The sequence below is a fragment of the Pseudomonas sp. MDT1-85 genome, assembly GCF_054898065.1.
Genome location: NZ_CM142715.1, coordinates 3,628,080 through 3,653,633, shown reverse-complemented (window position 1 = coordinate 3,653,633; position 25,554 = coordinate 3,628,080). Strand labels below are relative to the sequence as shown.

At 58.6% G+C, this 25,554-nt stretch carries 16 protein-coding genes; 4 read left to right on the top strand and 12 right to left on the bottom strand.

The annotated features are described in order from the left end of the window. Nucleotides 1–167: 167 nt before the first annotated feature. Nucleotides 168–689, bottom strand: coding sequence for a DUF4142 domain-containing protein (locus ACYZT2_RS16385; RefSeq protein WP_461965600.1), 522 nt, complete (start codon nucleotides 687–689; stop codon nucleotides 168–170). Nucleotides 690–907: 218 nt separating this feature from the next. On the opposite strand from ACYZT2_RS16385, the gene ACYZT2_RS16380 reads away from it, so the two are divergent. Beyond that, a complete protein-coding gene (locus tag ACYZT2_RS16380) occupies nucleotides 908–1,150 on the top strand; it encodes a YdcH family protein (protein WP_461965598.1) in 243 nt (80 codons plus the stop codon). A 109-nt stretch (nucleotides 1,151–1,259) separates the two neighbouring features. Next, complete coding sequence (locus tag ACYZT2_RS16375; RefSeq protein WP_461965596.1) at nucleotides 1,260–1,508, top strand: hypothetical protein; 249 nt, start codon at nucleotides 1,260–1,262, stop codon at nucleotides 1,506–1,508. 119 nt (nucleotides 1,509–1,627) lie between these two features. Here ACYZT2_RS16375 and ACYZT2_RS16370 read toward each other — a convergent pair whose 3' ends face one another. The 7 genes from ACYZT2_RS16370 to ACYZT2_RS16340 form a co-directional block, all read right to left on the bottom strand. Further along, nucleotides 1,628–2,716, bottom strand: coding sequence for an SMP-30/gluconolactonase/LRE family protein (locus ACYZT2_RS16370; RefSeq protein WP_461965594.1), 1,089 nt, complete (start codon nucleotides 2,714–2,716; stop codon nucleotides 1,628–1,630). Next, nucleotides 2,713–3,858 carry a sterol desaturase/SRPBCC family protein gene (locus tag ACYZT2_RS16365; protein ID WP_461965592.1) on the bottom strand — a complete coding sequence of 382 codons (1,146 nt, stop codon included), beginning with the start codon at nucleotides 3,856–3,858 and terminating at the stop codon, nucleotides 2,713–2,715. Before ACYZT2_RS16365 ends, ACYZT2_RS16370 begins: the two co-directional genes overlap by 4 nt. A 110-nt stretch (nucleotides 3,859–3,968) precedes the next feature. Next, the gene (locus ACYZT2_RS16360; protein WP_007898206.1) at nucleotides 3,969–4,832 is read right to left on the bottom strand and encodes a LysR family transcriptional regulator; all 864 of its coding nucleotides are present in this window, start codon (nucleotides 4,830–4,832) and stop codon (nucleotides 3,969–3,971) included. A gap of 185 nt (nucleotides 4,833–5,017) precedes the next feature. Then, a complete protein-coding gene (locus tag ACYZT2_RS16355; RefSeq protein WP_461965589.1) occupies nucleotides 5,018–6,736 on the bottom strand; it encodes a hydrogenase maturation protein in 1,719 nt (572 codons plus the stop codon). Between the two features lie 231 nt (nucleotides 6,737–6,967). Further along, nucleotides 6,968–8,815, bottom strand: a complete 1,848-nt coding sequence (locus ACYZT2_RS16350) for an amidohydrolase (protein ID WP_461973132.1) — start codon at nucleotides 8,813–8,815, stop codon at nucleotides 6,968–6,970. Between the two features lie 304 nt (nucleotides 8,816–9,119). After that, nucleotides 9,120–9,434: an SCP2 sterol-binding domain-containing protein gene (locus ACYZT2_RS16345; RefSeq protein ID WP_310659038.1), complete on the bottom strand. Its 315-nt coding sequence runs from the start codon at nucleotides 9,432–9,434 to the stop codon at nucleotides 9,120–9,122. 64 nt (nucleotides 9,435–9,498) lie between these two features. After that, nucleotides 9,499–10,209 carry a histidine phosphatase family protein gene (locus ACYZT2_RS16340; RefSeq protein ID WP_253547988.1) on the bottom strand — a complete coding sequence of 237 codons (711 nt, stop codon included), beginning with the start codon at nucleotides 10,207–10,209 and terminating at the stop codon, nucleotides 9,499–9,501. 202 nt (nucleotides 10,210–10,411) lie between these two features. On the opposite strand from ACYZT2_RS16340, the gene sohB reads away from it, so the two are divergent. Further along, nucleotides 10,412–11,434, top strand: a complete 1,023-nt coding sequence (gene sohB, locus ACYZT2_RS16335; RefSeq protein WP_461965586.1) for a protease SohB — start codon at nucleotides 10,412–10,414, stop codon at nucleotides 11,432–11,434. A gap of 66 nt (nucleotides 11,435–11,500) precedes the next feature. On the opposite strand, the gene ACYZT2_RS16330 is transcribed toward sohB, so the two are convergent. The 3 genes from ACYZT2_RS16330 to ACYZT2_RS16320 form a co-directional block, all read right to left on the bottom strand. Continuing rightward, a complete protein-coding gene (locus ACYZT2_RS16330) occupies nucleotides 11,501–11,995 on the bottom strand; it encodes a DUF934 domain-containing protein (protein ID WP_461965584.1) in 495 nt (164 codons plus the stop codon). Next, nucleotides 11,979–13,637 (bottom strand): nitrite/sulfite reductase, encoded by a 1,659-nt coding sequence (locus ACYZT2_RS16325; RefSeq protein WP_461965582.1) that lies wholly within the window; start codon nucleotides 13,635–13,637, stop codon nucleotides 11,979–11,981. Before ACYZT2_RS16325 ends, ACYZT2_RS16330 begins: the two co-directional genes overlap by 17 nt. Nucleotides 13,638–14,088: 451 nt before the next feature. Then, the gene (locus tag ACYZT2_RS16320) at nucleotides 14,089–14,307 is read right to left on the bottom strand and encodes a DUF2970 domain-containing protein (RefSeq protein WP_461965580.1); all 219 of its coding nucleotides are present in this window, start codon (nucleotides 14,305–14,307) and stop codon (nucleotides 14,089–14,091) included. Between the two features lie 184 nt (nucleotides 14,308–14,491). Here ACYZT2_RS16320 and ACYZT2_RS16315 point away from each other — a divergent pair, with 184 nt between their 5' ends. Next, nucleotides 14,492–21,718: an NEL-type E3 ubiquitin ligase domain-containing protein gene (locus ACYZT2_RS16315; RefSeq protein WP_461965578.1), complete on the top strand. Its 7,227-nt coding sequence runs from the start codon at nucleotides 14,492–14,494 to the stop codon at nucleotides 21,716–21,718. Nucleotides 21,719–21,783: 65 nt separating this feature from the next. On the opposite strand, the gene metH is transcribed toward ACYZT2_RS16315, so the two are convergent. Beyond that, the gene (gene metH / locus ACYZT2_RS16310; RefSeq protein ID WP_461965576.1) at nucleotides 21,784–25,494 is read right to left on the bottom strand and encodes a methionine synthase; all 3,711 of its coding nucleotides are present in this window, start codon (nucleotides 25,492–25,494) and stop codon (nucleotides 21,784–21,786) included. Nucleotides 25,495–25,554: the final 60 nt, after the last annotated feature.

The window sequence follows — 25,554 nt, the reverse complement described above, 5'->3', positions numbered from 1 at the left end:
GCCCTGTAGGAGCGAGGCTTGCCCGCGAAGAACGATGACGCGGGGGACCTGATACAACTGCGGAGTCTTGTTCGCGGGCAAGCCTCGCTCCTACAGGGGGCTAACTGACTGGCATCAAGGCTTACCCGCGATGAGCGATCACCGGGCACGCCTTGTTCCTGTGGGGCTTATTTATCGGGATGAGCCGCCTGGAGTTTTTTCGCCATATCCAGGTGTTTTTCCAGCGCCGGCAACATTTTTTGGGCAAAGGCCTTGAGTTCGACAGCGCCTTTGGTCTTGTCGTCCGTCACTGTGTTGGCTTGTTTTTTGAACCGTTCAATCGTTTCTTCGTGAGCCTTCACCTGATTGTTGGCATAGGCCGTATCGAAGGATTCATCGCGCAGGTCGAGAATTTTTTCCTTGGCCTGTTTGACCACCGTCGTCGTGTCCGGCATCTCGATGTCGTGCTTTTTCGCCAGGGCCGCCAGTTCTTCATTGGCTTTGGAATGATCAGTAACCATCATCTTGGCGAACGCCTTGACGTCGGCCGATGAGCTTTTTTCCAGGGCCAGTTTGCTGGTCTCGACTTCCGCGATGCCAACCTCGGCCGCGTCATCGACGAAGTCGTTGGAAGTGGCAGCAAAAGCCGTGCCCATGCTGGTGCTCAAGGCTACGGCCAAGGCGAGGTGACGCAGATTGAATCCGTCCATCGGTCATTCTCCACACAGGTTTTTATGGGCGATCCGGGTGATCGTTATTCAATGGAGATGGACATTTGTGCAAAGGTTTTATCGCATTTGCGACAGGGCGACGAACGGACACCGCTGGTCTGATAGACGGTCGACAGAACACCATAAGCAAGGCCATTCTGATAGCTGGTGAGCGCAATCGATCGCGTTTGCTACCGATCAACAAACGGAGGTGTTCCATGCCGGTGACTCATGACCTTTATCAGGACTTACGCTGCACGAAGGAAGAGATCCAGCAAAAACGCACCAAGGATCCGTTACTGGATTCACTGATCAACAAGTACTCCCAGGCGGACGCGGAGGTGGTGAAGGCTGAGACCGCACAATCAGATGCGCCCAGCGATGACGCAGTGAAGAAGCTCAAAGAGAAGCGCTTGCAGGTCAAGGACAAGATCGTCAAACAACTTCAGGCATCGTCCTGATGTGCCATATCAAGCCACCGACGACCGGTGACTGAAAATTTGGAACGGGGACAAATACCGGCACCTCGAACGATCAGAGCCCGACTTTGCGGCCCGTGCGAGGTGCCCCATGCCCCCCCATAAAGAAAAGTACCCCAGCGAAGAACAGGGCGGCTACGACCCGATCCCGATACATCCCGAACCCCTGAGCCCGGGACGCACCACTGTCAACCCCGAGGATGAACCGGGCATCGATGAATTGCCGGACAATGAGGACATAACGCCTCTGGAACAGGATGACGTGACTGACATCGACCCGGAGCGAGTGCGCGAAGAGACAGACAATTCGGTACGTGATGGTGAGATGGATCCGCGTTGATTCAAGATCAAAAGATCGCAGCCTTCGGCAGCTCCTACGGGTTCGGGTGTATCCGCAAGATCACGGTGCACACGGTCAATGTAGGAGCTGCCGAAGGCTGCGATCTTTTTTTGCAACGCCTATTTCAATGCCGTACTCAACGGCAACCGCGCCATGTGCCGCGCTTTCAGCGACCCCAGATACAACCAGTCCCCATACTCGCGCACGGTGGTGATGGGTGAGTAGTTGCCGCTGCTGGCGTCCTGCAGATTGGCAATCACTTTGCCGTCGAGGTCCAGGCCGAGGGCGAAGGCGCGGTTCTCCACCGGTATGGGCAGGACCGTCATCGCGCGCACGATCATTTTGCGTACCAGAGGGTAGGGCGCCGTGGCGTCGAGCAGTGCATTGCGCGGTGCATACAGCGCCACCCAGAAACGGTCGCGGCCATTGAATGCCAGGTTGTCCGGCAGCCCCGGCAAATTATCGATGAACAGATCGTGGGTCCCGGCTTTCGGCCCGGTCAGCCAATAGCGGCTGATGCGATAGGCGCCGGTTTCGTTGACCAGCACAAACGCATCGTCAGGCCCCAGGGTCACTCCGTTGGCGAACTCCAGCTTATCCAGCAAGACCGTCGTCGTGCCGGTCTGGAAGTCATAACGCAGCAATCGACCGTCGCCGCCGTGCTCGATGATCGCCTCGCCATCCTTGCCGTAACCCCAACGGCTGGAAGCATCGCTGAAATAGGCGTAATGCCCGGACTTGTCGATGACCACGTCATCGGTAAAGCCGAAGGGCACGTTATTGGCCGTGGTGCTCAATGCAATCACACGGCCTTGAGCATCGAGCGACAGCAAACCCTTGACCCCATCGGCGATCACCAGCAAACCATTGGGATGGCGCGCCAGGCCCAATGGCCTGCCACCGGTATCGGCCAGCACCTTGGTGGTCTTGCCGTCGAGGCTGGTACTAATCAACCGGCCGTCATGCAGACCGGTAATGAGGACGCCTTCCTCCAGCAGCAACGCCTCCGGACCGTCGATGTCGGCGGCGCCGACACGCTCCACGCCTTTGAGGCGCTGATTGTCTGTGTAGATGCCATCGATGAGTGAGGGCGCCGGTGACGGTGTCCACGCGATTGGCTGGACTTTGGTGGGTAATAACAACAGGAAGCCGCCAATCACAATGATCAACAGCAACAATAAATGCCGAACCTTGAGGGCTCTTTTCACGCGGTGACTCCTGTCGAGGCCAGATGTTTTTGCGCCATCTCGCGTAACGCCAGCATCGATTGCGCCGATTCACGCTTGATGCGCCGCTTGAGCAACAATCGATTGGCGATGCGCATCAGCACACCGCTGAAGCAATATTCCAGGGTGCGGACAAACCGCGTGCCGTCGCCCTCGGCCTCGCACTCGTAAGTCACCATCAATGACAGCCCATGATCGCCTTGGGCCCGAGCGCTCCAGCGGCGACCGGGCAAGTATTCGTCGACCTCCCAACTCAAGTGCCCCTCACGCCCGCCGGCCCGAATGTCTTCCTCGAACCGCGCCCCGGCATATAACGGACCGCTCTGGCCATCAACTTTGAGGGAGGACGGATGCCACTCCGGCCAACGTGTCGCGGTGCTGGCGTACGCGAGCACGGCGATCGGATTTCCAGCGATGTCGACCACGTGCTGCAGGCGGGTCATGGGCGCTCTCATCAGGTGCGGAGGTACTTGCTCCGGTTCCCAGTACAGGGTGCCGAACAGGTAGTCCATCAGTGGAAACACGATATTGAAATTGCGCTCCTGCATCAGCTCGCGGCGATGGTGCAGCGCGTGCAAACGGCGCATCTGGCGAATCCACGGTAAACGGGTCAGCGGGTTGCCGGGTGGTAGATGTTCGCAAGCGTGGAACACTTCATAGGTCAGGTAACCGAGGACCATGCAACCGCCGAACAGCCCCGCGACGTTGCCGTTGAGCAGAGTCAACAGCCACCAGGCGGGCGCTGTGATGACGAGGGTATGCAATACAATCAGCCAGGCCGGAAACAGAATCACCCGCCAGTCCCGGGCACTGTCGTAGGTCATGTGGCCGGGAGTGAAAAAGCTGTGATGGTCACCGGCATGACGGGCGTAGAACATTCGCGCCAGACGCTTCTTATGGTGCCCCAGATGCCGATGTACGACATAGACACCGAAGTTGAAAAACAACAGGGTCAGCGGCACCGTCAGCCATTCCAGGGGTTGTACCTGATGCACGGTGCTCCAGAATCCGCCGATGGCCAGCAAACCGAACAGCAACACAAAGGCGCCATGCAGCCAGGGGTTGTAGAGCTGATGAATGTCGGCACGGTAGCGCGCGCGGAATGCTTCGGTGGTCTGCCTCACTGCGTTCACCTGTGGTTATTGTTATAACCAGCAGATTAGTCGATCCCACCGCAGAGGCCGGCCCAACCTTGAGGCCACATGCGCCATGCTCCGGTGCAAGACGCCTGGCGTCAGGTCAAGGGGTTCCAGCGCTGGGACCAGTCGTCGTCCGTCTTGATCACTTCGCGCAGCAAATCGAAGGCTCGTTGCAGGGTCGCCGAGTCACGGTCCCGGGAGTAAACCAGATAGGTCGGATAGCTGAACTCCGGGGCTTTGGGCACTGGCTCCAGCACGCCGCTTTCCAGGTAACTCTGGACCACGCGGGTGCGGAAATAGCCGCTGCCACCGTTTTCCAGAATGTACTGCAAGGCCAGCGGTCCAAGGTTGAAGCTCAAGGCAGCCTTGGCCTTTTCCGGCAGCGCGGCATCGTGCTGACGACGGAAGTCCGGGCCCCAGTCGATATACACGTAAGGATCAGGCTGTCCGGCCAGGCGTACCAGGATGAGTTTTTCTTCCAGCACCTGCTCGACTTGCAAGCGTGGCCAGTACTCGGGCTGATAGACCAGCGCCGCATCCAGCACCCCAAGCTCCAGTTGGCGCAGCAGGTTTTCGCCGTCGCGGATTTCCATGCGCAGGGCATGGCTGGGAATTTTCTCGCGCAGCTCGCCGGCCCAGCTGAGCATCAACGGGTTGCACAGACTGACCTCGCCACCGATGTGCAGCACATCTCGGTAGCCCTCGGGCAGCGGCAAGTCCCGGCGCGCTGCTTCCCAGGTCTGCACCAGTTGATTGGCGTAAACCACAAAAGCCTCACCGTTCGGCGTCAGGCGCGCCCCGGCGCGGTTGCGCACGAACAGCGTGCTGCCGAGCTGACTTTCGAGCTTCTGCACCCGGGCGGTGATCGCGGTTTGGGTGACGTGCAGTTTTTCAGCCGCCGCGGCCAGACTGCCGTGGCGGACGATTTCCAGAAAAGTGCGGGCGAGATCGATGTCCATGGGCTGGCCGATGTGGGAGGTGCGGGCATTGTAAGAGCAGGCGCCGCCAGCGGATAGAAATCAAGATCAAAAGATCGCAGCCTGCGGCCCCGCCTACAGAATTTGTGTTCGCCCGATATTTCACGGCGTGCGCGATTCCAATGTAGGAGCTGCCGAAGGCTGCGATCTTTTGCAGGCGCTACCGATCACCCGGCCAATTCAACATCCCGAACAGTCGCCCATTCAGCCACCAACCGCTGCGGCGTGCCACACGCCTTGCGCTTGAACACAAAATTTCGGCACTTCTCGGCAAACTGTTTGCGGTTCTGCACCATGTCCAGCTGCATCTCTTCCAGTTCTGCATTGCGACAATGCTGCATCAGTTGAGTATCGAGCTGGCTTTTACGCTCACGTATCGCCTGATACGCCGGATCACTCAACGCACCATTGGCCCGCTGCAACAACCACAGGCCAAACTCGTCGGGGCAGCGCGGGCCGATTTCCTGGACCATGCCCAGTTGCAACGCCTGGGTGGCGCTGATCGGCAGGCAATCTTCCGTGAGTTTTTCCGCCATTGCCTGGCCGACAGCGCGGGGCAGGCTGTAGGTCCAGTACTCGGAGCCGTACAAACCCATGGTTTTGTAATGAGGATTGAGCACGATGTCGGACCGGGAGAAGACGATGTCGGCCGCCAGCGCCAGCATCACGCCGCCGGCCCCGGCATTGCCGGTCAAGCCGCTGATCACCAGTTGCCGGGTGCTGAGCAGTTCCTGGCAGACGTCATCAATCGCCTGAATATTGGCCCAGGCTTCCAGCCCCGGAACCGCTGCGGCCTGGATCACGTTGAGGTGCACGCCGTTGGAAAAACTGCCGCGTCCACCCTTGATCAGCAGCACTTGAGTATCCCGGGACTTGGCCCAGCGCAGGGCTTCCACCAGTCGCTGGCACTGTTGGGTGCTCATCGCGCCGTTGTAAAACTCGAAGGTCAGTTCGCCGACGTGGCCTGATTCGCGATAGCGGATCGGTTGATAGCTTTCATTGTTGAAGGGCTGGGAGGCGATCGACCAATCAAGGGTCGGTACTTGCGCCAGCTGTTCGGCGAGCACATGCCGGGCCGGGCGTTTGAAGGTTTCTTCCCCGGGCTGGGGTTTGTGTCGCAGCGAGCCGATCCACAGGCTGGTATCGCCGGTCGCCACCAGCACCGCATCGTCATGCACCGCGAGAATCTCCCCCGGCATGCCGCTGCGCGAATCCAGGTGAGCGTCGTACAGGTAATACTGACCGCCAGCCAGGCTCGCCAATACGCCGGGCTGGCCGTCGGCGGCGTCGATGCTGCGTTTGATGAAGCGCGAGCTATCGTGCCAGCTGAAGGACCGGTCGGCTTGTTTCATGTTCGGCTGCAAGCGGCCAATCACATGGCGTTGGCTGTAATCCAAGGGCACCGGAATGAAACCGGCGATGAATTTTTCCACGACTTCGCGGATGCAGGAGATTGCCGCATCGCTGACGCGCCCGTTGTACAACTCGGATTTGCGCAAGCCTTGGGGCAGGTTGAATTCACAGGTGGCCCAGACCGGCCCGGCGTCCATTTCCTCCACCGCTTGCAACGCTGTCACGCCCCAGCGGCTGAGTTCGCGGGTGATGGCCCAGTCCAGCGCACTGGCGCCACGGTCGCCGACGATGCCTGGGTGAATGATCACCACGGGACGCTGGCGGTTGCTCCACACCTGTTGCGGTACCCGGTCCTTGAGGAACGGGCAGATCACCAGATCGGCACCGGAGTGTTCGATTTGCTCGCACACCGCGTCTGCATCGGTGAACAGCACCACGCTGGGCGAGTGACCGGCCTGACGCAAATCCAGCCACGCCCGTTGGGTCAGGCCGTTGAATGCTGACGCCAGCAGAATGATTTTCAATGACCGCATGATTGACTCTTCCTTGAGAATTTTGGGCCGCAGGCTCCCAATGAGCCGTCCGTGGCCTTCGATGGAAGCGCGATAGTAGTGGTTGCGAGGGGGTGAGCAACTGATCGAGATCAAGCTTGTGTCAGTGGGTGTTGCAGAGGCGCAAAATCAAAAGATCGCAGCCTTCGGCAGCTCCTACAGAGGATCACCTATTCCTGTAGGAGCTGCCGAAGGCTGCGATCTTTTCTCTTTTCAGAACGCAAAACACGAACAGCCAAACGCCCCCCAGAACCCTTGAAAGTCACTGACCGGCGCTGACGACAACCGCGCCCGCTCATGGCTGTGGGCATGCACCGCACAAGCGCCCACGCACTGGTGCACTTGCGCAGTCAGCGGCGCCAGTGGTTTCCAGTGCCCCGGCACATTCACCACCGGCGACCACTCAGGCACCACCGGGATGGGCGGTGGCCCCAGTTTTTCGAACTCGACGCTGCCATGGACGATCTTGCCGTCGACAATGGTCAGCACCGACTCGATCCATTTGATGGCTTCGTCTTCGATGTGGAAATAGTCCGCCGACAGCGCAATCAGGTCCGCCAGTTGCCCGACCTTGATCTGGCCTTTCTTGCCTTGTTCGGAGGAAAACCAGGCGCTGCCGTGGGTGAACAGTTCCAGCGCCGTATCACGGCTCAAGCCTTGCGGGTACAGCGCGAGGCCACCAACGGTGCGGCCGCTGACCAGCCAGTACAGCGAGGTCCAGGGGTTGTAGCTGGACACGCGCGTGGCATCGGTGCCGGCGCCCACCGGCACACCTTCGGCGAGCATGCGTGCGATCGGTGGTGTCGCTTCGGCCGCCGTCGCGCCGTAACGGTCGACAAAGTACTCGCCCTGGAACGCCATGCGATCCTGGATGGCGATGCCGCCACCGAGGGCTTTAACCCGTTCAATGTTCCGTGGGGTAATGGTTTCGGCATGATCGAAGAACCATGGCAAACCGTCGAACGGAATATCCCGGTCGACCTTCTCGAACACGTCGAGCATGCGGCTGATGGATTCGTTGTAGGTGGCGTGCAGGCGGAAGGGCCAGCGCTGCTCGACGAGGTGGCGGACCACCGGTTCCAGCTCCTGCTCCATGGTTTGCGGCAGGTCCGGACGCGGCTCGAGGAAGTCTTCGAAATCCGCCGCCGAGAACACCAGCATTTCCCCGGCACCGTTGTGCCGCAGGAAGTCATCACCCTGACCGTAATGGGAAGTGCTGGTCCAGTTTTTGAAATCGGTCAGCTCTTCCTTGGGTTTTTGAGTGAACAGGTTGTAGGCAATGCGCACCGTAAGCTGCTGGTCTTTGGCCAGTTGCTGGATGACTTGATAATCGTCCGGGTAATTCTGATAACCGCCGCCGGCATCGATGGCGCTGGTGACGCCCAGCCGATTGAGTTCACGCATGAACTGGCGGGTCGAGTTGACCTGATAGTCCAACGGCAACTTCGGCCCCTTGGCCAGGGTCGAGTAGAGGATCATGGCGTTGGGTCGGGCGATCAGCATGCCGGTGGGGTCGCCATTGGCATCGCGCTGGATCTCGCCGCCCGGCGGGTTCGGCGTGTCGCGGGTATAGCCGACCACTTTCAGCGCGGCACGGTTGAGCAGGGCGCGGTCGTAGAGGTGCAGCACGAACACCGGGGTGTCCGGCGCGGCCTTGTTCAGTTCTTCAATCGTCGGCAGGCGCTTCTCGGCAAACTGGAATTCGTTCCAGCCACCGACCACCCGCACCCATTGCGGCGTTGGCGTGCGATCGGCCTGATCCTTGAGCATGCGCAAGGCATCGGCCAGGGACGGGACGCCTTCCCAGCGCAGTTCGAGATTGTAATTCAGCCCCCCACGGATCAAGTGCAGGTGGGAGTCATTGAGACCGGGAATTACCGTGCGGCCATGCAGGTCGATGATTTGGCTGCCGGGGCCTTGCAGCGCCATGGCCTGGGCATCGCTGCCGACCACCACGAAGCGTCCGTCCTTGATCGCGACCGCACTGGCCTGGGGTTTTTTGCGGTCGACGGTGTGCAGGCGTCCGTTGTACAGAATCAGATCGGCCGGGGCATCGGGCATGGTTTTACTCCCTGCAAATAGTGGGCTGACCCAGGCACCGACGGTGCCTGCCGAAAGACCTTGCAATACACGGCGACGACTGAAGTCGTTGTGCTCGTCAGGTGGACTCATGGCAGTGCTCTCCACAAAGTCTTCAAAAAAGAAGCGAGGGCAAACAGCCGATGTCTGACGCATGCGGCCAGAAGGAATATAGTCGGCAAATCCGCAGATAGCCGTTTTGCGAGAGCGGAAACGACGAATCCCGCCACAAGGGGCGGGATTCGTTGGCAGCCAGACGTGCTCCCGAAAGACGGGAGCGGCGTGCTTAGGCCGGGAACAGCTCGGACAGTTTCATCGCCAGCATCATGTCGCCTTCAGCGCGCAGTTTGCCGCCCATGAACGCTTGCATGCCGTCGGTCGAACCGTCGACGATGCCTTGCAGGGTTTCGCCGTCCATTACCAGAGTGACTTGGGCGTCCGGGTTCTCGCCTTCTTGCAGTTCGCAGGTGCCGTCTTTGACGATCAGCGAGAAGTTCTTGGTGTCGTCGATGCGAAAACCGAATACCAGGTCCAGACCGGCAGCAGCGGCTGGGTTGAACTTGGCTTTCATTGCTTGTACGGCATCAGCTACGGAGGTCATGGTTCGATCCTTTCTTGGGTAATTAGAGCTGGGTTATTACAGCCAGGGTCACAATAATCCGGACTCAGCGAAACGTGATGAGTTCCGGAGCCTTCAGCAGTTGCAGGTGTGCATGACTGTTGAAGGAAGCCAGGGCCACCTCGCGACCGCGAAACTTAAGCAGGTTGAGCGAGGTGTTGACGATTTGCCAGTTCAGTTCAAAGGCCTGTTTTGCGGGCATTTGCGTAATGAGGTGGAGCAGGGCAGTGATGGTGCCGCCGGAGGTGAACACGGCGATTTTCTGGGTATTGTCGGCGTGTTCGAGCAATCGATGCAGACCGGCCTGCACCCGTTCGACGAAACCCAGCCAGCTCTCCAGCCCCGGTGTATCGTAGGTGCCGGCGAGCCAGCGCTCGATGATCAAGGCAAAGATACGTTGGAATTCAGCACGGTTCTGTGCGGCGTTGCGCAGGATATCCAGCGCTTGGGGCTCGTCATCCAACATGGCCGGCAGCAGGGCGCGGATCACTGCGTCGGCATCGAATTCGTTGAAAGCGGAATCGATTTCCAGCACCGGCACCGGCACCCCGACAGCGGCGAACTGTTCCAGCGCGCTGTTGGCGGTGTGTTGCTGGCGGCGCAAGTCGCCCGACAGGCAGCGATCGAAGCTGACACCGAGTTCGGCCAGGTGCTGGCCGAGGAGTTCTGCCTGACGAATACCGGTCGGCGACAGGACGTCGTAGTCGTCTGCACCGAAGGAGGCCTGGCCATGTCGAATCAAGTAGATGCTGCCCACGTCCGCGTCATCCCGGTACGTTGAAGGTTTGGCGAGGTTATGAGGATGGCGGTGAGCTGTCAATGAAAAAACATACGCTTGTTTGAAATGCCCGTTACAGGCCTGTTGCCAGAGGTTTCACGGCTGGCCGTCGGGCCGGCGGATGGGTATGCTGGAGCTATCCCGCGCGTGTTTACCCCGCGCATTGATTGAAGGAGTCCCTGTGGAGCTTTTGTTCGAGTACGCCATTTTTCTGGCCAAGACCGTGACTCTGGTGATCGCCATTCTGGTGGTCCTGGCCAGTTTTGCGGCGTTGCGCAGCAAAGGTCGGCGCAAGTCGGCCGGGCAGCTGCAAGTCAGCAACCTCAATGATTTCTACAAAGGGCTGCGTGAACGCCTGGAGCAAACCTTGCTCGACAAGGATCAGCTCAAGGCCTTGCGCAAGTCCCAGGCTAAAACCGATAAAAAGCAAAAGAAGAAACCCGAGGCCAAACCGCGGGTGTTCGTGCTGGATTTCGACGGTGATATCAGGGCGTCGGCCACTGAGAGCCTGCGCCACGAAATCACCGCGCTGCTGACGCTCGCCACGCCGAAAGATGAAGTGGTGCTGCGCCTGGAAAGCGGCGGCGGTATGGTTCACAGCTATGGTTTGGCGTCTTCGCAACTGGCTCGGATTCGTGAAGCCGGCGTGCCGTTGACCGTATGCATCGACAAGGTCGCGGCCAGCGGTGGCTACATGATGGCGTGCATCGGCGAGAAAATTATCAGTGCGCCGTTCGCGATTCTCGGCTCGATCGGCGTGGTGGCGCAGTTGCCCAACGTCAATCGCCTGTTGAAAAAACACGACATCGATTTCGAAGTACTGACAGCCGGTGAGTACAAGCGCACCTTGACGGTGTTCGGTGAAAACACCGAGAAGGGCCGGGAGAAATTCCAGGAAGACCTGGACATCACCCATCAGCTGTTCAAGAACTTCGTTTCCCGCTATCGCCCGCAACTGGCCATCGACGAAGTGGCCACCGGAGAAATCTGGCTGGGCATTGCGGCGCTCGACAAGCAACTGGTGGATGAACTCAAGACCAGCGATGAATACCTTGCCGAACGAGCCAAACAGTCCGAGCTCTATCACTTGCATTACGCCGAACGCAAAAGCCTGCAGGAGCGCATCGGTATCGCGGCCAGCGGTTCGGTCGATCGTGTATTGCTGAGCTGGTGGAGCCGGTTGACCCAGCAACGCTTCTGGTAAGTAGGCGCCGAACACAAAAAAGCCCTGAACCAATTTCCGATTCAGGGCTTTTTTTACGCGATGTACTTAGCGGCGACGGAACAGCGGCAGCGGTTCGTCCGTTGCGGCCTGGTACGTCACCGAAAAGTCCTTGAGACCTTCCAAAGCTTCGTACGGGTCTTTGTCGGCGCGGATTGCGAAGGCATCGAAGCCGCAGCGGTGCATATAGAACAATTGGTCGCGCAGTACATCGCCAATTGCCCGCAGTTCGCCTTTGAAACCATAACGGTCACGCAGCAAGCGAGCATTGGAGTAGTTGCGTCCGTCGGTGAAGGCCGGGAAGTTCAAGGCGATGACCTGGAACTGATCGACGTCATCTCCGATTTCTTCGGCTTCTTCATCGGCGTCCAGCCACACACCCAGGCCGCCATCGCGAGCCTTGAGCATACGGCTGTGCTCGCGCCACAGTTGCAGCGGGACGATAAGGTCGTCGCAGTTGCTGATGTCGTCGATGTTGAAGTCCTTCGGCAGCAAGTGCCAGGTTTCGTCGACGACTTCGTTGTTCTTAATTATTCGCTGCATAGACGCGCTCCTTGAAGAGGTCGATGCCGATACGCTGATAGGTGTCGATGAAGCGCTCGTCTTCGGTACGTTGTTCGATGTACACGTCGATCAGCTTCTCGATCACATCAGGCATGGCTTCCTGTGCGAAAGACGGGCCGAGGATCTTGCCCAGGCTCGCATCGCGACTGGCGCTGCCACCCAGGGACACCTGGTAGAACTCTTCGCCTTTCTTGTCCACCCCGAGAATGCCGATGTGGCCGACGTGGTGGTGACCACAGGCGTTCATGCAACCAGAGATGTTCAGGTCCAGCTCGCCAATGTCGAACAGGTAGTCCAGGTCGTCGAAACGGCGCTGGATCGATTCGGCGATCGGGATCGATTTGGCGTTGGCCAGGGAGCAGAAGTCACCGCCCGGGCAGCAGATGATGTCGGTCAGCAAACCGATGTTCGGTGTGGCGAAACCTTGCTCGCGCAACTCGCTCCACAGGGCGAACAATTGGCTCTGCTCGACATCGGCCAGAATAATGTTCTGCTCGTGGGAGGTGCGCAGCTGACCGAAGCTGTAACGCTCGGCCAAGTCGGCCACGGCATCGAGCTGCTTGTCGGTGATGTCGCCCGGCGCAACGCCAGTCGGCTTCAGGGACAGCGTCACGGCAACGTAACCCGGCTTTTTGTGCGCGAGGGTGTTGCGGGTGCGCCAGCGGGCGAAGCCTGGGTGCTGTTTGTCGAACTCGGTCAGCTCGGCCGTCTGGTTGTCCAGAGCCTTGTATTGCGGGTCGACAAAGTGTTTGGCCACGCGATGCACTTCGGCATCGGTCAACGTGGTTTGGCCACCGCGAAGGTGTTCCATTTCCGCGTCGACTTTCTGCGCGAACACTTCAGGCGTCAGGGCCTTGACCAGAATCTTGATCCGCGCCTTGTACTTGTTGTCACGACGACCGTAGCGGTTATAGACCCGCAGAATGGCGTCGAGGTAGCTCAACAGGTCCTGCCATGGCAGGAACTCGTTGATGAACGCGCCCACCACCGGCGTACGGCCCAGGCCGCCACCGACCAGCACACGGAAACCCAGTTCGCCCGCGGCGTTATGCACCGGCTCAAGGCCGATGTCATGGACTTCGATGGCCGCACGGTCGGACGTCGAACCGTTGATGGCGATTTTGAACTTGCGCGGTAAATAAGCGAATTCCGGGTGGAAAGTAGTCCATTGGCGCACAATTTCGCACCACGGACGCGGGTCGATCAACTCGTCGGCCGCGACACCGGCGAACTGGTCGGTGGTGACGTTGCGCAGGCAGTTGCCGCTGGTCTGGATCGCATGCATTTGCACGGTGGCCAGTTCAGCGAGGATGTCCGGAATGTCTTCCAGCGCCGGCCAATTGAACTGCACGTTCTGCCGGGTACTGATGTGGGCATAGCCCTTGTCGTAGTCGCGGGCGATTTTGGCCATCATTCGCGTCTGACGCGAAGTCAGCTGACCGTAAGGCACCGCTACACGCAGCATCGGCGCGAAGCGCTGGATATAAAGCCCGTTCTGCAAACGCAAAGGGCGGAATTCTTCTTCGCTCAGCTCGCCTGCCAGATAGCGTCGGGTCTGATCACGGAACTGCTTGACGCGGTCCTCGATGATCCGCTGATCGTACTCGTCGTATACGTACATATAAGTCCTGTTCTCAGGCTTGGGCCGGTCGGATCCAGTGGCGTTTTTCGCTTGCTGGAACCCGATGCTGCCTCGGCAATTCTGCGCGCACGGCCGCGCACTCCCAACGGAGCGGAGGCAAGATACCAGTTTGCAGTTATGCGCAAAAGTGATGTTTGAGTATATGTAAAGAACCAAAACGACTAATGAAACTCATGGGAGCAAAACCCACATTTGTGGTGCGGGCAATCATCGTCTTAACTGTGCTCGAGTCTTTATGCAATCACCGATAAAACCGACAAGAGGCGATGCAATGAGCAACCCAACCAAAGCAAGGAAAAGCGATAGCACGGTCGATGCCTGGGCGATTTTGTTCCTGATCATCCTGGTTGTGGGCACCGCAGTGTTCTGGGTGAGTCATCAATAACCGACACCGTCCGGGCGATGGTCCAAGGGCCGTCACCGGGCTGACTCAAATCCCTGCCAGATGCAAGACCAGTTTCACAATGCCGAACAGCGTCAGCGCAAACACGGCCGTGAACAACACCCCCAGAAGGACAAAATGACTCGGCTTGCCGTGAGTGAAATCGCGCGCCCGGTTTTTCCCGCTCTGTACCCCGAAAGCCGCTGCCATGACGCTCTGCAGCATCTGCCACAACGTCGGCGGTTTGTTGTCGACTGGATCGTCCATAAACCCCTCCACTGCATTCGTGTTGCCCAAGCATAGACAATCAGCAGGCAATCAAAGAACGATGGCGTAAGAAGCTCGGCCGGTGAAATTTTTCGTCACCGATTGCCACGTCTGCAATAACTATATACCGCAGTCGAGCGTGCCTGAGATGGTGTGCTGTCGCTCCCTAATAAAGGAGTGACTCATGTCCTCGCAATTTCAAAACGCAACCCAAAACGTCAGGCCATCGGCAACGGATAGCATTCATGCCCAGGTGCTTGAAAAAACGATTCCCCAATGGCTTGTCGATGCCTCACCGCAACGAAGACAGGCATTCAAGGACGCTGGAACGCGCACGCCTGATTGGTACCTGAGCGCTTCACCCCAACAACGCAACAATGTCGATGCCAATTTCAAAGCCAGTGTCGTCGCGCAGGCCCGGCTGGACAAATCGATGTCGAGCTTTCTAAACATCGATGCATTCGCCGAGCCGTTGCTGATCGAGGCGTTGAAGGATGAGTATCAGGTGGAGGTGGATGTCAACAAAACCTTGCTGTGCCTGAGGCGAACGCTGGCCGCCGGCATCCTCGAAATTGAGCTCTCATCCTTCGAAGTCATGAAGCTGCCGATGCTGCAGGCGACGTTGCATAATTTCGAAGCTTACGAGTGCGCCGAAGGCGCTTATCACAAGACCTCCGGCTTTGTTGTAGAGACCACGACGCCCGGCACTTTCGAGCCGGTGAGCATCCATCTGCCGGTCAGGCATTTTCTCGGCCTCTGTCGCAGGTTGGACATTGGGGCAAAATATCAGACCTACCTGAAGTCCTTCTTCCAGGCGGCCGATGCAGTCCCTGGGGAGACGTTGCGAGAGCATTTTATTGCGAGCCAGAAAGCAACAATGAGGGCCGCGGCGGAGCAAGCGTTGTTGACCGGGGACATTGAGCCCAGGGATCACACGATGATTCTTTCGGTCATCGACGGTGAAATCCACCCTTGGATGGGCAAAAAACAAGTCTGGTTTGAAGACGTCAGCTTGATGAGAAAGCGTATGACGGGCTGCGTAGCATTTTCTATCTGTGAAAAGTACCGTTATTCAGATGAGGTGATTGTTTACATCCCCCATGATCCGGCGCATCCCATGAAGCGTTATACCGCGGCGCAACGTCAGGAAACATTCAAGCGTCTGTTCACGGCGCGAGATGCCTCACAGACCGAAGCTGCAGCCCCTACCGCCTATCAACGTTTTTTCAGCCAGTTTGTCGCCTACGATCAACGTCCATATTACTTCAGTCAGTTCACCCAGAAAGCCGCTGACTCTCCGACTGATCTTTGGCGATCGCCGTGGAAAAAAATAATCGACTATGCCACTCCGCTTTCGCCGTTGATCAGAATCAAGGAAATACCGCCCGAACGTCCGCCCAAACTGGAGCCGGAGCCGGATCCCTTCATTGCCTTGTCGTCCTTGAAACACGAGGGCCGCGGCGGTTGGACCGAGAATGAGGACCTGTGGGCCTATCTGTACCAGCAACATTGCCAAAAAGTCATTGCCGATGCGCGCAGCCATGCGGTGCCCACCGACGACGTTGACGTCAAAGCGCGCGAGTTGAAACTGGCCCAACTGATGGAATTTGGTTTGCTGAGCTTGAACCTGGTGTCGATGTTTGTCCCGGTGCTTGGCGAAGTGATGATGGCGGTGATGGCGGGACAATTGCTATACGAAACCGTGGAGGGCGCCATCGAGTGGAGCGAGGGCGATAAGCGAGCGGCTAAAGCACATCTGGTGGACGTCGCAGAGAACATTGCTTTGATCGGTGTCATGGCCGGTGTCGGGGTTGGCGTCGGCAAACTTCGGGCGGTCCCGCCTGAGCCGGTAATAGAGAGCTTGCATTCGGTCACATTGCCCAATGGCGAAACCCGACTATGGAAGCCCGACGTCAGCGGGTATGAAAGTCACCCGGCGCTCGACGCCAGTGCCGTTCCGAACAGGCTGGGGCAGCACGTGATCAGCGGCAAAACCTACATCCGGATGGGCGACAAGGTTTACGAAAAGGTGTTTGACGAAGCCATTCAAAAATGGCGGATAAAGCATCCGACCGATTCCGCTGCATACCAGCCTATCCTGGAGAGTAATGGCCTTGGCGCCTGGCGCCACACACTTGAACGCCCACTGGACTGGGATCGGTTGACCCTTTTGCGCCGTATCGGACACGACACCCAGGAATTAGCTGACGAAGCGCTGCTCCGGGCCGCGGATGTCAGCGGCGTCAGTGACGCTGCGCTGCGCAAAATGCACGTGGACCACAGCGCGCCGCCTCCTGAGTTGACGGATGCGCTCCGGCTATTCAAGGCTGATGCGAGGGCGGGACAGGTCATGGAACAATTGAATGGCGCGAGACCTGTTGATGGTGACTATTTCCAGGTATTGCCGCTGGTGACCGAAATGCCGCGGTGGCCGGCCAACAGGGTGCTGGAAGTGTACGAGGGGAGCGATCTGTCCGGCATGCCGGCGAAATACGGCACCGCGCGGCATTTTCAGGGTATTGCCGCGAAGCCTCCGATAAAGATCAGTCGCGTCGATGTTTTGAAGGGGGACATGCCTGCGCGCATTGTGGCAGCGCTGGATGAGTCAGAAATCACGCACTTGCTCGGCGGGGGAGGGGCGCGTGTTCGTGACGCCAGACCGACAGAATTCGGCAAGCAATTTTCCGCTTACGCCCAGACCCGCCAACCGTCTCTTTTCGACCGCTTCTATAAGGGCGCCGAGCCGGTCGACCCGAGGGTTGCGAGGTTACAGCGCGAGTGCCCTGGGCTCAGCGAAGCCGCCGCGCAGGAAGTTCTTGCCCACAGCGGCCCCGGCGAACTTGAACGACTGGACGCCAGGCATCGCCTTCCTTTGAGGATGCTTGAGGAGGCACGCTGGTATGCCCGCCAAGGACGCCAGACACGGGCCTATGCGGGGCTGCGCAGTGAAAATATCGCCTCTGCTGATAGCCGAAGACTGGCCCTGCATTCACTCGAGAACTTGCCAGGCTGGCCGGACTCCGTGCGTCTGGAGGTCCGCGAGCAAAGCGATACCGGGACGCTGCTGGACAGCATTGGCAACGAGACAGCGCCACAGAAAAAATACCTGATTAAAAATGGCCCGCAGTTTCAGGCATTGAATGACCGCGGCGAGCCGCTCAATAGCGTGCCAAGGCAGGGTGATAACTTTTATGCCTCCCTCCTGCATGCGTTACCCGATGACGCACGTTCAAGCCTGGGCGTGCCTGAGGTCAGTCAGAGTGCCGAACTGCAACGAAAACTCACTGACTACGCCGATGCTCATCGTGCTGACGCGCTACGCTTGCTTGATCCACACGCTAAACCGTTCAAACCGCCGGTGCGGGTGAATGAAAAACTGCTGGGCTATTACGCCAGTGGGCGGGGTCGGGGTTTGACGCCTTCTTTGGCATCGCGAGTGGAGACGCTCTATCCAGGCGAACAGCAGGCGGACGCTTTTATCCGACAGCACCAGGGTTTGACCGAGGCGCAAATCTACAACGTGTTACAGACACGAACGCGTGAATGGCAGGCGCTGAACGGGTCGCTTGATCAATGGGTTGGCGCGCCCGGCAGTGCAAGCTTTTACCCGAATACACAAGTCGCGCAGGCGCTCAAAACCAGTTGGCGCAACGCACCGTTGGCCGCCGAAATGGTGGAGGCGGGTCGTTTGAACCTTATGTGTGATGTGCCATTACCCGGCATCGACGCCGATTTTTCACATGTTCATGACTTGACAGTGGCAGGGCGCGGTCTGACTGACTTCAACGCCGATGGATTTCTGGAACGTTTTCCCAATGTTCAAAAACTCTGGATAGGCGGTGATGGAAGCTACTTCACCGGGCTGGCAGGCAGACGTCAGTCGCTCTCGTCGTTGCCGAGTGCGGTGGCTGAGATGCGGCAACTGACAAGTTTGACGTTTGTATCCGACATATACGCTTTCGCGCCCGATTTTCCCGAGCGACTGAGCGCGCTTTCGGGGCTGGAAACCTTGCATATCAACTACACCGGATTCAACTCGGACGCGCTCAGCCGGGTCGATCTGTCCTCAATGACCCAACTGAAATCACTGAGAATTGACGCTCCCCACACCCGGATGGAATGGCCTGCCTACGTTGAGAAGCTCGAGCACCTCGAACGGCTGGATTTGTCAAACACGGCTATCAGCCGGATTCCCGATTCGTTCTATAAAGGACATGAAAAGCAGTGGGCGGGGCTTTCGCTGGATTGGTCTGCGTTCAGCCATGACGCCTTCAAGCCTGCGTTTGAATATGTGCAGCGTTACAAGGGCCCGCTGGGGCACATCGGTAACATTCACCAAATGGTCAACGAGTACGCACGTGGGGAACTGTCCTTCCTGATGGGAGCACCCGGTTTCATGGAGCGCGGGTTTCAGTCAGAAATCATGACTGTCTGGGACACGCCCAGGACACGGTTAGCGGCCGTTGAAGCGCTGAGTGCAGAGCATGCGGAAATCTTCGGGCCCTTCTATGTAAGTCCCACACCACGGTCAGGATTGAGGCAAGCACAACTTAGAACTGACTCGGTATCAGGGTTTGGCGCCGATGTGTTCAACGCCCTCGTCAAAAGCTGGCGTGGTGCGATTCGCCAACGTTACGGATTATCGGCAGACGTGTCGGTGTTTGAGTTGCCGGACCCGGCCTTGCGGATGGCCGCTCAAAAGATCACACATTTGCCACATTTGCCCATGGGCATGTTTCCCCATGTCAAAACGCTTCGTCTCGGATGGCTGGATGCACCCATCGAGCAAGTACGTGGGTTTACCCAGGCGTTTGGTGGCGTGCAAACGCTCGACATCAGTGGAACGGGCCTGACCGAAGTTCCGATCTTCCCGAGTGCTCATCCTGAGTTAACACGGCTGGATCTGCACAACAACAATATCGCCATGACGCCGACCGTTCAGGCTCAATTTGACGGCTTGACCAATCTCGAATACCTGGACCTGGGCAGTAACCCGCTCACACAGCTGGACGTCAGCGCGATGACTCGTCTGAAAGCCTTGAATGTGCGCTTGACGAAGTTGCAGTCCTGGCCCGAAGGTGCCGAAAATCTGCCAACGTTGTCCTTGCTGGATGTACGCTACAACGAATTGTCGTCACTGCCACCCGCAGCGCTGTCTCATGACGATGTCCTGATGAACACTCTGTTGAGCGGGAACGAATTCAGCGTACAAGGCGAGGCCTCGCTGAGGGCGGCACGCCAGCGGATCGAAATTGCCAAAGGCTTGCCAGAGGGGGCTTTGCAACGCTTTGATCAGGGGCTGGTGCCCATTGACTTCCCACCCACCGAAAACGGCCGGTCAATCGCCCGTCATTTGCTGCCTTTGCCCGAACAACTGGCCGATATCCAGGGCCCCGAGGGATTTGTACGACGCCTTCAGGGCTTGAATCCGGCCATGACGCAGGAACAAGCGGTGAACCGCGTCTTGCAGTTACGTCGCGACGCAATGAGCGATGTCCAGATAGAAGCGCAGATTAATACCTGGTATCAAACGTATGAGTCGCTGACGCGCCAATTGAATGGTTGGCTTTATATCCGGCAAATGCGGACGCCGCGCAGCATCGTGTCTTCTGAAACGCGCTCGATGGCAGCATTGCGAATTCGCGAACTCTGGCAAAATGGCCTGATAGATCCCTTGGGTACCGCTGACCAGACGCTGAACCTGAACGGCCTGCAATTGGGTGATTTGCCGGAACTGGTGGTGCAGCTTCCGTCTGTGACCTCGCTGGATCTGTCGGGTGTCAGGTTGACCGCAAATGGCTCCAATGGGTTTTTGAATGCTTTTCCTCAGGTCAACAGGTTGATCTTGAGCTCCAATGAGCTGACGGCACTGCCTGCGGCGGTGCAATACATGAGCCGACTCGAGCGATTGGAGCTTGCCGCCAACCATTTTTCCGACCCGACTCCCTTGTACCAACAATTAGGCGGCGAGCGCCTGCGCTGGCTTGATCTGAGCCACAACAACCTGGAACGCTTCAGCACGACCGCGTTCAACCGTATCGAAACGCTGAATCTGAGCCACAACGCGATTACGCATTGGCCGGACGGTGCGTTGGCTGCTCAGCGTCTGCGAGTGCTGGACCTGAGCGGCAACGACCTCACGGAATTTCCAGCGGCGCTGCTTGATGGCAGCCACAACGGCTTGCTCGCCGGCACAGATCTGTCCGACAACCTGGAGCTGTCGCTTACATCCCTCGAACAACTCAGGGATTACAGTGATGCGAACGGGCAGGGCAATGTGACGGGAATTTCACGAACGGAGCTGGACCATCAGATAGAACGCCGCCTGACCGAAAACGACACGGCCTCCGAGGGCTCGGATGATTCAGGTGATTCGGCGGACGATGATGAAGATGAAGACGACGACTCTGACGGTTCGGACGCCCAAGCCGCTGTTCAGCCTGCTGAACCGCTGCTCAACCCGGCGCTCGACATTGCGCAAGAAGCGCTGGAACCTTGGCTCGCCGACACCTCCGCCGAGCTGGCAACGGGCAGACGAACAACCTGGGAACAACTGGCTGAAGAAGACAATCATGAGCGCTTTTTCCAACTGATCAGGCTGCTGCGTGATACCGATGAGTTCAGATATGCTCGCGCAGACCTGACACGCAGGCTCTGGAGTGTCATGGATGCTGCCACCGAAAACAGCGAACTGCGGGAGTTGCTGTTCCATAACGCCGAAACTCACGGCACCTGCATCGACGGTCGAACCCTGACATTCAGCGAACTTGAAGTTCGAGTGTTCGTGTATCACGCTTTGCGCAACATTTCCCCCGGACGTCCAATGCTGCGCGGTCAGGCGTTGGTCAGTCTGTCTCGGCAGTTGTTTCGATTGGACAGGGTCGACGTCTTGGCAGAAGCCGCGGCGCTCAATCGCGACAGGGCGGAAGTGCGTCTGCGCTATCGCATAGGTTTGACCAGCGGTTGGCCCGACGGGCTGGATTTGCCGGGGCAACCCCTGAACATGGCGTTCGACAACCCGATAAGAGGACGATTGTTGGCTGACACGCGCGCTTCCATCCTCGAAGCGGAGCGCTCCGATGCGCTGTTGAACAGCATGGTGTCTCGCGATTACTGGACGACGTATCTGCGAGAGCGATATCCAGACGACATGCGCGTCATCAATGACGCTGTCGCCGATGAGCGTGTAGGGCGACTGTCCGACCTGGAAGATCGTCGAGAGCGCGGTGAAGTCAGTGAGCAGGAGTATGACCAGGAAGTCATAGAGCTGGGCAAACAGGCTGAAAAACTCCGTAAACAAAAACTGATCAACCTGACCCGAAGAGAAATGCTGGATCTTCAGACGCTCGCTGGGCCAAATGAACAGCCGGGAACGCTTTCGCCGCAACCGGGGCCGTCACGGTCTAACTGAGTCAAAGTGGCATCTGATTGACCGATAACGGGAGCGAGTACGCACGCTCCCGTTATCAAGAGCTCTCAGTTGTCATAACCCAGATTCGGCGCCAGCCAACGCTCGGTCACGCTCAACTCCTGGCCTTTACGCGAGGTGTAACTCTGCACCTGGTCCTTGTCGATCTTGCCCACGGCGAAGTACTGCGCCTGCGGGTGCGCGAAGTACCAGCCACTGACCGCTGCCGCCGGGAACATGGCGTAGTGCTCGGTGAGGAACACACCGCTGCGGCCAGCCTTGAGTTCTTCCGCTTCCGGGTCCAGCAGTTTGAACAGCGTGGCTTTCTCGGTGTGATCCGGGCAGGCCGGGTAGCCCGGAGCAGGGCGGATGCCGGTGTATTGCTCTTTGATCAGCGCCTCGTTATCGAGCGTTTCATCCTGGGCATAACCCCAGTAATCCTTCCGCACTTGCTGGTGCAGCCATTCGGCGCAGGCCTCGGCCAAGCGGTCGGCCAGCGCCTTGACCATGATCGAGTTGTAATCGTCGCCAGCGTCCTGATAGGCCTTGGCCACTTCCTCAGCGCCGATACCGGCAGTGGTAATGAACCCGCCGACGTAATCGATGATTTCGCTGTCCTTTGGGGCAACGAAGTCGGCCAGCGAGAAGTTCGGCTTGCCGTCGGTCTTGATGATCTGCTGGCGCAAGTGATGCAACTTGGCCAACGGCTTGCCGTCATCGCCATACAGTTCGATGTCGTCGTCGCGGACCTGGTTGGCGGGCCAGAAACCAAACACCGCACGGGCACTGATCAGCTTCTCGTCGATGAGCTTGGCGAGCATTTCCTGGGCGTCGGCATAGAGCGCGGTGGCGGCTTCACCGACCACTTCGTCCTGGAGGATGCGCGGGAATTTTCCGGCCAGGTCCCAGGAAATGAAGAACGGTGTCCAGTCGATGTATTCGGCGAGGACTTTCAAATCAATATTGTCCAGCACCTTGGCACCCGTGAACGTCGGCTTGACCGGCGTATAGGTGCTCCAGTCGAACTGCGGTTTCTTGGCGATGGCCACCGGGTAGCTCAAGCGTTCGGTACGGGCGCTGCGGTTGGCGGTGCGCTCGCGAACCTCGATGTATTCCAGGCGAGTCTTCTCGACGAAACCGGCCTTCAGTTCCTTCGACAGTAACTGCGTTGCCACGCCCACGGCGCGGGAGGCGTCGGTGACGTAGATCACCGCGTCGTTGCTGTACTTGGGCTCGATCTTCACCGCCGTGTGCGCCTTGGACGTGGTTGCGCCACCGATCATCAACGGCAGATGGAAGTCCTGACGCTGCATCTCGCGGGCCACGTGAACCATTTCGTCCAGCGAAGGCGTGATCAAACCGGACAGGCCGATGATGTCGCATTTCTGTTCTTTGGCGACTTGCAGGATCTTTTCCGCCGGCACCATCACGCCGAGGTCGACGATGTCGTAGCCGTTGCAGCCCAACACCACGCCGACGATGTTCTTGCCGATGTCATGCACGTCGCCCTTGACCGTGGCCATGAGGATCTTGCCCTTGGCTTGCGGCTTGTCGCCTTTTTCCAGCTCGATGAACGGGATCAAGTGCGCCACGGCCTGCTTCATCACGCGGGCGGATTTCACCACCTGCGGCAGGAACATTTTGCCGGCGCCAAACAGGTCGCCGACGATGTTCATGCCGGACATCAGCGGGCCTTCGATCACTTCGATCGGGCGAGCAAAGGACAGGCGCGACTCTTCGGTGTCTTCGACGATGTGGGTGGTGATGCCCTTGACCAGCGCGTGTTCCAGACGCTTGTTGACGTCCCAGTTGCGCCACTCTTCGGTCTCGGCTTCCTTGACGCTGCCGTCGCCCTTGTACTTGTCGGCGATGGCGAGGAGGGCGTCGGTGCCTTCCGGGGTACGGTTGAGGATCACGTCTTCGACGGCGTCGCGCAGCTCGGCCGGGATCTGGTCGTAGATCTCCAGCTGACCGGCGTTGACAATGCCCATGGTGAGGCCATTACGGATCGCATACAGCAAGAACACCGAGTGAATCGCCTCGCGCACCGGGTTGTTGCCACGGAACGAGAACGACACGTTCGACACGCCACCGGAAGTCAGGGCGTACGGCAGTTCATCGCGGATGTAGGCGCAGGCGTTGATGAAGTCCACAGCGTAGTTGTTGTGTTCTTCGATGCCGGTGGCCACGGCGAAGATGTTCGGGTCGAAGATGATGTCTTCAGGCGGGAAGCCGACGTCGTTGACCAGAATGTCGTAGGAGCGTTTGCAGATTTCTTTCTTGCGCGCTTCGGTGTCGGCCTGGCCGGCTTCGTCGAAGGCCATCACCACCACGGCGGCGCCGTAGCGCTTGCACAGTTTGGCGTGATGAATGAACTGCTCGACGCCTTCTTTCATGCTGATCGAGTTGACGATGCCCTTGCCCTGGATGCACTTGAGGCCGGCTTCGATCACTTCCCACTTGGAGGAGTCGATCATGATCGGCACGCGGGAGATGTCCGGTTCACCGGCAATCAGATTGAGGAAGGTCACCATGGCCTTCTTCGAATCGAGCATCCCTTCGTCCATGTTGATGTCGATCACCTGGGCGCCGGCTTCGACCTGCTGCAGGGCGACTTCCAGGGCTTCGGTGTAGTTGTCATCACGGATCAGCCGGGCGAACTTGGCGGAACCGGTGATGTTGGTCCGCTCGCCGACGTTGACGAACAAGGAGCTACGATCGATGGTGAACGGTTCCAGGCCCGACAGGCGGCAGGCCTTCGGAATGTCCGGGATTTCACGCGGCGCATAACCGGCCACCGCTTTGGCGATGGCTTCGATGTGGCCCGGCGTGGTGCCGCAGCAGCCGCCGACGATGTTCAGGAAGCCGCTTTGGGCGAATTCTTCGATGACCTTGGCGGTTTCCGATGGCAGTTCGTCGTACTCACCGAATTCGTTCGGCAGGCCGGCGTTCGGGTGGGCCGACACGTAGGTGCTGGCCTTGTTCGACAGTTCTTCCAGGTACGGGCGCAGTTCACTGGCGCCAAGGGCGCAGTTCAGGCCGACGGAAATCGGCTTGGCGTGGGCCACGGAGTTCCAGAACGCTTCGGTGGTCTGGCCGGAGAGGGTGCGGCCAGAGGCGTCGGTGATGGTGCCGGAAATCATGATCGGCAACTCGACGCCCAGCTCTTCGTAAACCCCTTGCACAGCGAAGATCGCGGCTTTGGCGTTGAGGGTGTCGAAGATGGTTTCGATCAGGATCAGGTCGGCGCCGCCTTCGATCAGGCCTTTGGTGGCCTCGGTGTAGTTTTCCACCAGTTCATCGAAGGTCACGTTGCGGTAGCCGGGGTTGTTCACGTCAGGCGACAACGAGCAGGTGCGACTGGTAGGACCGAGCACGCCGGCGACGAAGCGTGGTCGGTCCGGGGTTTCCAGAGTCTTGGCGTCCGCCACCTTGCGCGCCAGGCGTGCGCCTTCTACGTTGAGTTCGTACGCCAGGCCCTGCATGCCGTAGTCAGCCTGGGACACTTGGGTGGCGTTGAAGGTGTTGGTTTCCAGAATGTCGGCGCCGGCATCCAGGTAGGCTTTTTCAATAGCGCCAATCACGTCCGGGCGCGTCAGCACCAACAGGTCGTTGTTGCCTTTTACATCGCTCGGCCAGTCGGCGAAGCGTTTGCCACGGTAATCCTGCTCCTCGAGCTTGTAGCTCTGGATCATCGTACCCATGCCGCCATCGAGAATCAGGATGCGCTCTTTGAGGGCGTGCTTGAGAGCTTGAAGGCGAACGCTGCGATCGGACATTTGGACTACTCGGTAAGGCCATGACGAAGGGGCGGGATAATAACAAACCTGTGCGCTTTT

Excerpts from the sequence above, each read along its gene's own strand:
- ACYZT2_RS16385 (WP_461965600.1), bottom strand. The coding sequence starts at position 689 with ATGGACGGATTCAATCTGCGTCACCTCGCCTTGGCCGTAGCCTTGAGC.
- ACYZT2_RS16380 (WP_461965598.1), top strand. The coding sequence starts at position 908 with ATGCCGGTGACTCATGACCTTTATCAGGACTTACGCTGCACGAAGGAA.
- ACYZT2_RS16375 (WP_461965596.1), top strand. The coding sequence starts at position 1,260 with ATGCCCCCCCATAAAGAAAAGTACCCCAGCGAAGAACAGGGCGGCTAC.
- ACYZT2_RS16360 (WP_007898206.1), bottom strand. The coding sequence starts at position 4,832 with ATGGACATCGATCTCGCCCGCACTTTTCTGGAAATCGTCCGCCACGGC.
- ACYZT2_RS16355 (WP_461965589.1), bottom strand. The coding sequence starts at position 6,736 with ATGCGGTCATTGAAAATCATTCTGCTGGCGTCAGCATTCAACGGCCTG.
- ACYZT2_RS16350 (WP_461973132.1), bottom strand. The coding sequence starts at position 8,815 with ATGCCCGATGCCCCGGCCGATCTGATTCTGTACAACGGACGCCTGCAC.
- ACYZT2_RS16345 (WP_310659038.1), bottom strand. The coding sequence starts at position 9,434 with ATGACCTCCGTAGCTGATGCCGTACAAGCAATGAAAGCCAAGTTCAAC.
- ACYZT2_RS16330 (WP_461965584.1), bottom strand. The coding sequence starts at position 11,995 with ATGCAGCGAATAATTAAGAACAACGAAGTCGTCGACGAAACCTGGCAC.
- ACYZT2_RS16325 (WP_461965582.1), bottom strand. The coding sequence starts at position 13,637 with ATGTACGTATACGACGAGTACGATCAGCGGATCATCGAGGACCGCGTC.
- ACYZT2_RS16320 (WP_461965580.1), bottom strand. The coding sequence starts at position 14,307 with ATGGACGATCCAGTCGACAACAAACCGCCGACGTTGTGGCAGATGCTG.
- ACYZT2_RS16315 (WP_461965578.1), top strand. The coding sequence starts at position 14,492 with ATGTCCTCGCAATTTCAAAACGCAACCCAAAACGTCAGGCCATCGGCA.
- metH (WP_461965576.1), bottom strand. The coding sequence starts at position 25,494 with ATGTCCGATCGCAGCGTTCGCCTTCAAGCTCTCAAGCACGCCCTCAAA.